At 51.1% G+C, this 6,192-nt stretch carries 8 protein-coding genes; 5 read left to right on the forward strand and 3 right to left on the reverse strand.

The annotated features are described in order from the left end of the window. Together KDK13_RS06985 and ribA are read left to right on the forward strand one after the other, a co-directional pair. The coding region (locus KDK13_RS06985) for a phosphatidylglycerophosphatase A (protein ID WP_257284256.1) at positions 1 to 268 on the forward strand (268 nt) is incomplete at its 5' end. Between the two features lie 214 nt (positions 269 to 482). Next, a complete protein-coding gene (gene ribA, locus KDK13_RS06990) occupies positions 483 to 1,076 on the forward strand; it encodes a GTP cyclohydrolase II (RefSeq protein WP_257284257.1) in 594 nt (197 codons plus the stop codon). A gap of 99 nt (positions 1,077 to 1,175) precedes the next feature. Here the strand turns inward: ribA and dxs are convergent, their stop codons facing one another. The 3 genes from dxs to KDK13_RS07005 form a co-directional block, all read right to left on the reverse strand. Then, positions 1,176 to 3,101, reverse strand: a complete 1,926-nt coding sequence (dxs, locus tag KDK13_RS06995) for a 1-deoxy-D-xylulose-5-phosphate synthase (protein ID WP_257284258.1) — start codon at positions 3,099 to 3,101, stop codon at positions 1,176 to 1,178. 140 nt (positions 3,102 to 3,241) lie between these two features. Then, positions 3,242 to 4,153, reverse strand: coding sequence for a polyprenyl synthetase family protein (locus KDK13_RS07000; RefSeq protein WP_257284259.1), 912 nt, complete (start codon positions 4,151 to 4,153; stop codon positions 3,242 to 3,244). 2 nt (positions 4,154 to 4,155) lie between these two features. Beyond that, the gene (locus tag KDK13_RS07005; RefSeq protein ID WP_257284260.1) at positions 4,156 to 4,428 is read right to left on the reverse strand and encodes an exodeoxyribonuclease VII small subunit; all 273 of its coding nucleotides are present in this window, start codon (positions 4,426 to 4,428) and stop codon (positions 4,156 to 4,158) included. On the opposite strand from KDK13_RS07005, the gene KDK13_RS07010 reads away from it, so the two are divergent. The 3 genes from KDK13_RS07010 to KDK13_RS07020 all read left to right on the forward strand — a co-directional run. Then, positions 4,427 to 4,588: a hypothetical protein gene (locus tag KDK13_RS07010; protein WP_257284261.1), complete on the forward strand. Its 162-nt coding sequence runs from the start codon at positions 4,427 to 4,429 to the stop codon at positions 4,586 to 4,588. The two genes, KDK13_RS07005 and KDK13_RS07010, sit on opposite strands and share 2 nt — an antisense overlap. A 12-nt stretch (positions 4,589 to 4,600) precedes the next feature. Beyond that, positions 4,601 to 5,176: a hypothetical protein gene (locus KDK13_RS07015; RefSeq protein WP_257284262.1), complete on the forward strand. Its 576-nt coding sequence runs from the start codon at positions 4,601 to 4,603 to the stop codon at positions 5,174 to 5,176. A 251-nt stretch (positions 5,177 to 5,427) separates the two neighbouring features. After that, positions 5,428 to 6,192 (forward strand): hypothetical protein (locus tag KDK13_RS07020; protein WP_257284263.1); only part of this gene is annotated, 765 nt, incomplete at its 3' end.

Here is a 6,192-nt window from a genome sequence, read left to right on the forward strand (position 1 = left end):
AATCCACTGCCATCCAGCCATTGTCTGGGATGAATTCTGCGGCTTCTGGATAACCATGATCGCCGCCCCGGCAGGATGGCAGTGGATTTTATTGGGCTTTGTGCTGTTCAGGCTGTTTGATATCTGGAAGCCATGGCCGATCAGCTGGCTGGATAAAAAAGTTCACGGTGGTATTGGCATTATGATTGATGACCTGGTGGCCGGTGTCTTTGCATTTATCTCCCTCCAGGCCATTCACTGTTTTTACCTGAAGCAAGTTGTCACATAGTTTGAGCCAGGACCGGGATTCTTTATCTGGCATGAGTTTCCTGAAACACGTCAAACTCTCAGGGCATCGTGGAGTCATGCAGATTGAGGCAAATTATCAGCCTATTGATCCAGGTCAGCCTGTAGATCTCTCTATCTTTCTGCTTCATTACCATACTCGCTAGAAGCTTCACAGACTGATACAATCCGGTCACGAATTACATAAGGAGCAGTGAGTGTCTGTTAGTTTTGTTGCAGAGTCTCGCTTACCCACGCCCTATGGCGAATTCATCATGTATGGCTTCGAAGACGGTGGTACGGGCAAGGAGCATCTGGCATTAACCATGGGGGATGTCAGTCAGGGGGGACCGGTACTTGCCAGGGTTCACTCTGAATGTCTGACCGGTGATGCACTGTTCAGCATGCGCTGTGACTGTGGCCCACAACTTCAGGCAGCCCTGGAGCGTATTGCTGAAGAAGGTCGGGGCGTATTGCTTTATCTCCGCCAGGAAGGCCGTGGCATTGGTCTGCTGAACAAGGTTCGCGCCTATCATCTTCAGGACTGTGGCATGGATACGGTTCAGGCTAATGAAGAGCTGGGTTTTGAGCCGGATATGCGCAAGTATGACATGTGCAAAACCATGCTTGATCATCTTGGCGTTTCCAGCCTGAAGCTGATGACCAACAATCCACGCAAAGTTGAATCTCTTACCAAACTGGGCATTCAGGTTGTCGAAAGAATTCCTCACCAGACCGGTCAAAACCCTCATAATGAGCGTTATCTGGCCACTAAGGTGTGGAAACTGGGGCACATGTACAATACGGCCTGAACCCATCAAATAACATCAACAAGGGAGCCAGCAGGCTCCCTTTTTTTATCATCTCGACGTTGTCGTGGGAAGTATAGAGGCTCAGGACAAACGCTACCCCTAAGCCGGTGTTGCTGCCTTACCAAGGTGGAATGACTTCCGTTCTATCCGCTCCATCCGATCATGAACCGAACGAATAATGCCTTCTTTATCCAGACCACACTGAGCCAGCTGTTCCTTATGGCTTGCCGCTTCAATATAGGTATCAGGAATACCGAGATTCAGAACCGGTACATTAATTTCCTGCTTCTGCAGATATTCAATAACCCCTGAGCCAGCACCACCAGCAATGCAACCTTCTTCGATGGTCACCAACAGCTCATGGCTGGCAGCAAGCTCTTTGACCAGAGCTTCATCCAGAGGTTTGACAAACCGCATATTGGCAACCGTTGCGTCCAGCGTCTCAGCAGCTGCCAGGGCGTTCCCCAACAAGGTTCCAAACACAAGCAGCGCGACCCGACTTCCCCTGCGGCGAATTTCACCTTTACCCACCGGCAAAGGCTCAAGATCAGGGCAAATCTCGACACCAGGCCCCGATCCCCGTGGATAACGAACCGACGCAGGCCCATCGTAATGAAAACCGGTAGACAACAATTGCCGGGTTTCATTTTCATCCCCCGGCGTCATCACCAGCATATCGGGGATACAACGCAGATAGGCAATGTCATAGCAGCCACCATGGGTTGGGCCATCTTCCCCCACCATACCCGCCCGGTCGATGGCAAAAAGCACATCCAGCTTCTGCACAGCGACATCATGAATCAGTTGATCATAAGCCCGCTGCAGGAATGTCGAATAGATCGCAACCACCGGCTTGAGGCCTTCACAGGCCATGCCTGCCGCCAGTGTCACCGAGTGCTGTTCAGCAATCGCCGCATCAAAATAACGCTCCGGAAAGTGATCCGCAAAACGAATCAGGTCAGAGCCTTCTTTCATGGCTGGCGTGATCCCCATCAACCGCTCATCCACTGCAGCCATATCATACAACCACTGTCCAAAAACATTGGCGTACCTGGGCTTCCTGGGGGCAACCACTTTCGGGTTCTCTGTTGCCTGAGGTTCCAGCTTGGTGATGGCATGGTAGCCAATAGGGTCCTGCTCGGCCGGATTGAATCCTTTACCTTTCTGAGTCACCACATGCAAAAACTGAGGTCCATCCAGGTCTCTCATGTTTCTCAGGGTGTGAATCAACATGGGCAAGTCATGACCATCAATAGGGCCGATATAGTTGAAGCCCATCTCTTCAAACAACGTTCCGGGAACCACCATTCCCTTGACGTGTTCTTCGGTTCGTCTTGCCAGCTCCCAGGCATGGGGAATGACATTCAGAACCTTTTTACTGCCTTCGCGAATGTGGTGGTAAGTCCGGCTGGCAAGGACTTTGGCCAGATAATTGGAGAGTCCGCCAACACTTCTGGAAATGGACATATCGTTATCATTAAGAATCACCAGCATATTGGCCTTGACATCAGCGGCGTGATTCATCGCTTCATAAGCCATACCCGCCGTCATGGCACCATCGCCAATAACGGCAACAGCGCGTCGCTTGTCACCTTTGGCACGGGAAGCGATTGCCATGCCAAGCGCTGCGCTGATCGACGTACTGGAATGTCCCACACCAAAAGTATCGAACTCACTTTCCTCTCTTTTCGGGAAAGCGGCGAGGCCATCTTTTTGTCTCAGGGATGACATTCTATCCCTGCGCCCCGTCAGAATTTTGTGCGGATATGCCTGGTGACCAACATCCCAGACCAAACGGTCTTGTGGTGTATTGAACATATAGTGAAGCGCAATGGTCAGCTCCACTACGCCAAGCCCGGCGCCAAAATGCCCCCCTGTCTGCCCAACGGAATACAATAAAAACTCCCGCAGCTCCCGAGCCAGTTGTGGCAGCCGGGATTCGTCAAGTGCGCGAAGTTGTTCCGGATTATTTACCTGGTCCAGTAACGGAGTATCAGGCAGTGTCTTGGGTATCTCGTGAAACATGTGCTCGTAATAACGTCCGGGATGATCAGCCGGTTGGCATTGTACACCCAACCTTAAAGAAATAGCATCGCACAATCTTGCTGTGCAGCCTAGCATTGACAAATAGGTAGGTTGGGTTCCTGAAGAAACCAACAGCAGCGTTAATAGCTTCTTCGAACAATGTAATCGGCAATCTGGCGAAGAAAATCAGCACAATGGTCAAACCCGGAAAGAGCACTGATCGCGCTATGGTGAAGCTCTTCTGCGTAAGCTTTCGCCGACTCCAGCCCCATCAGAGAAACGTAAGTTGGTTTGTCCAGGGCCACATCTGCCCCCTGAAGCTTGCCCAGCGTCGCCGTATCAGCAATAACGTCAAGAATATCGTCCCGGACCTGGAAGGCAAGGCCGATTGCTCTTGCATAATGATCCAGTGACTGCAACTCATCGTCCTGCAACGGTCTGGCACACAATGCTCCCATACGGACACTGGCCCGAATCAGAGCACCGGTTTTATGGGTGTGCATCAACTCAAGCTGCTGCTGGTTCAAAACACTTCCGGTTGCACACTGGTCCATCGCCTGACCACCAGCCATACCAGCCAATCCCGAAGCCTGACTGAGAATAGTAACCAGCTGCAATCGAACACTGTCCGCCAGGATTGATCCAGGGCATAAACGGGCATTGCCCAGCACTTCAAAAGCCTGGCTCTGCAGCGTATCGCCTGCCAGAATCGCCGTTGCCTCATCGTATGCCCTGTGGCAGGTTGGCTTACCCCGGCGCAGGTCATCATCATCCATCGCTGGCAAGTCATCATGAACCAGTGAATAGGCATGAATTAACTCAACGGCGCAGGCTGCAGGGTCTGCCTGCCTGACATCCCCTCCCAGGGCATGACAGGCTGCATAGGCCAGCGTTGGACGAACTCTTTTGCCGCCATTGAAGACACTGTATCGCATAGCTTCCAGTAGAAGGGGGCTGACCTTACTGTTATCAGGCAGTACGGTAGAGAGTGCATTATCCACCTGTAAACGACACTGCTCGATAAATACGGAAAGCGGCACAGGGTTTGCCATTTTCACTGCTCTCTATCTGCTGATGGCTCTACAACTGCCCCATCAAACGGCTCTGAAGTCAGCTCACCATTTTGCACCAGCAGCTTTTGAACTTTCTGCTCAGCATCGGTCAATGCTTTCTGGCAGCCACGGGTCAGTTTAATGCCCTGTTCAAAGGCCTTGAGGGATTCTTCCAGGCTCATATCCCCGGACTCCATTTTCTGAACCAATGTCTCCAGTTCGGCCAAAGACTGCTCAAAAGCAAAACGCTCAGTATCCACCGTATTTTTTGACATGAATGAGCCTGTTGAAGAAAACATTCAGGGCACGTTGTCAACGCGCCATGACGAGAATAGTTGGCAAAAACGATTTCTGGACAAACCGCTTCAAACCATCCGCAATGATCAAACCATTATCCCGTTGGCCGATATTGAAAGCAATGCCCAAGCAGGATGATGGCCCTTGGTGATGAAAGAACAGAAACCGCAAGCAGCTTATCACAACTCAAGGCTGGGCCAGATCCTGATAACCAAAGGGTATATCTCGCCAGAGCAGCTTGATGAAGCCATTCAACGATCAGTAAGCCATGACAAGCCTCTTGGAGAATACCTGATAGAACACCGCATGCTGTCACGATGGCAGTTGCGCAGGGCACTTTCCAGCCAGAGCCGACGTCGTTTATCCGCATCTCTATCGATGGTGCTGCTTACCCCGGTTTACCAACGGCTTTCGAAAGAAAATGCTGAACCCATTGATAGCACTCTGGAAACGCTGCTCCAGCCTCTCTTCAGGGCAGGCTCTGCTGCCCCCTTTGAATTCAATCCTGATTTATCAACGATTGAAGTCAAACACAACGGCCTGCTTCGGCTGCGGATTCCAAGCACTGCTGGAGAGCTGAACTTTGTCGGCCTGCGATTGATAACCGATGGCAGCAAAAACCATCTGGAACTGTCACTGGCAGATCTTGAGTTGACAGGTGCCAGGTTATTTATTCGCACCATCCATAACAGACTTGCCCCAACCCTGCCCTGGGTTCCTGTATGAGTACCCGGTCAGCATGATCGTTTTCCTATTTAAAGCAGGCAGAACATTTCTGCCAGCGAAACTTTTTTCCGGACCGGGACTCTTAAGAAAGCAGGAAAAAAAGGACATTGATTATGCTTCAAGGCAATACAGTTTCACCTCAAGTAAAATCATTCATTCTTAACCCTCAAATAGCTGATTCAGATATTCCATTCGCTTTTTTTGGTCTCAGAACCGTGCAAAAAGTGCATTTCCAACCTGATAACTGCCTTTTGAACAAACTTTCTGACGAAACACTGCAACGCATTGCCCGTCAGTTGAGTTTTTCTGATTTCGTCAATTTCAGCGCGACGCATACACGTCATGTGTCGTTCCTCCGGTCAGATTCCCTGATTAAAGAAATTTTTGACCGCGATACATCCATGACCTTGCTGCTTCTGGAAAAGGCGAACCACAAAGCGAAATGTTACCTGGGCTGCCAGCAGTGGAATGACCAGTGGCTCACACCGGATGCCGTGATTGAGGCGTTCCCGGATTGTCCACAAAGCAAGATGGGAATAGCGCACTTCAAGGCAAAATGTTGCCTGAGGGGCCTGACGCTGAATGGCCAGCCGGTCACCCCGGAAGCGGTGGTTGAGGCTTTCCCGGACACTCCGGAAGGCCAACTGGAGCTAGCGTACTTCAAATTAAAATGTTGCCTGCAGGAACAGCGGCTTTATGGACGGACGGTCACCCCGGAAGCAGTGTTTGAGGCTTTCCCGGATACTATAAAAGGCAAGACAAGTAGAGCGTGCTTCATAGAGCGGTATTGCCTGAGGAACCTGCGGTTGTATGGCGAGCCAGTCACACCGGAGGCGGTGGTAGAGGCTTACACGGATTGTCCGAACGGCAAGATACTGGTAGCACGCTTCAAAGAGCAATGTTACCTGCATGGCCTGACGTTGAATTCTGAGCCGGTCTTATTAGATGTGGTGCCAGGAGCCTGTCCGAGAATAGACTGCCCTACCGGCAACTGCTCCTGCGTTGCTCTAGCTCCT

This window comes from Endozoicomonas sp. SESOKO1 (assembly GCF_024606265.1).
Classification (GTDB): Bacteria; Pseudomonadota; Gammaproteobacteria; order Pseudomonadales; family Endozoicomonadaceae; genus Endozoicomonas.

Excerpts from the sequence above, each read along its gene's own strand:
- KDK13_RS07000 (WP_257284259.1), bottom strand. The coding sequence starts at position 4,153 with ATGGCAAACCCTGTGCCGCTTTCCGTATTTATCGAGCAGTGTCGTTTA.
- KDK13_RS07005 (WP_257284260.1), bottom strand. The coding sequence starts at position 4,428 with ATGTCAAAAAATACGGTGGATACTGAGCGTTTTGCTTTTGAGCAGTCT.
- dxs (WP_257284258.1), bottom strand. The coding sequence starts at position 3,101 with ATGTTTCACGAGATACCCAAGACACTGCCTGATACTCCGTTACTGGAC.
- KDK13_RS07010 (WP_257284261.1), top strand. The coding sequence starts at position 4,427 with ATGAATGAGCCTGTTGAAGAAAACATTCAGGGCACGTTGTCAACGCGC.
- KDK13_RS07015 (WP_257284262.1), top strand. The coding sequence starts at position 4,601 with ATGAAAGAACAGAAACCGCAAGCAGCTTATCACAACTCAAGGCTGGGC.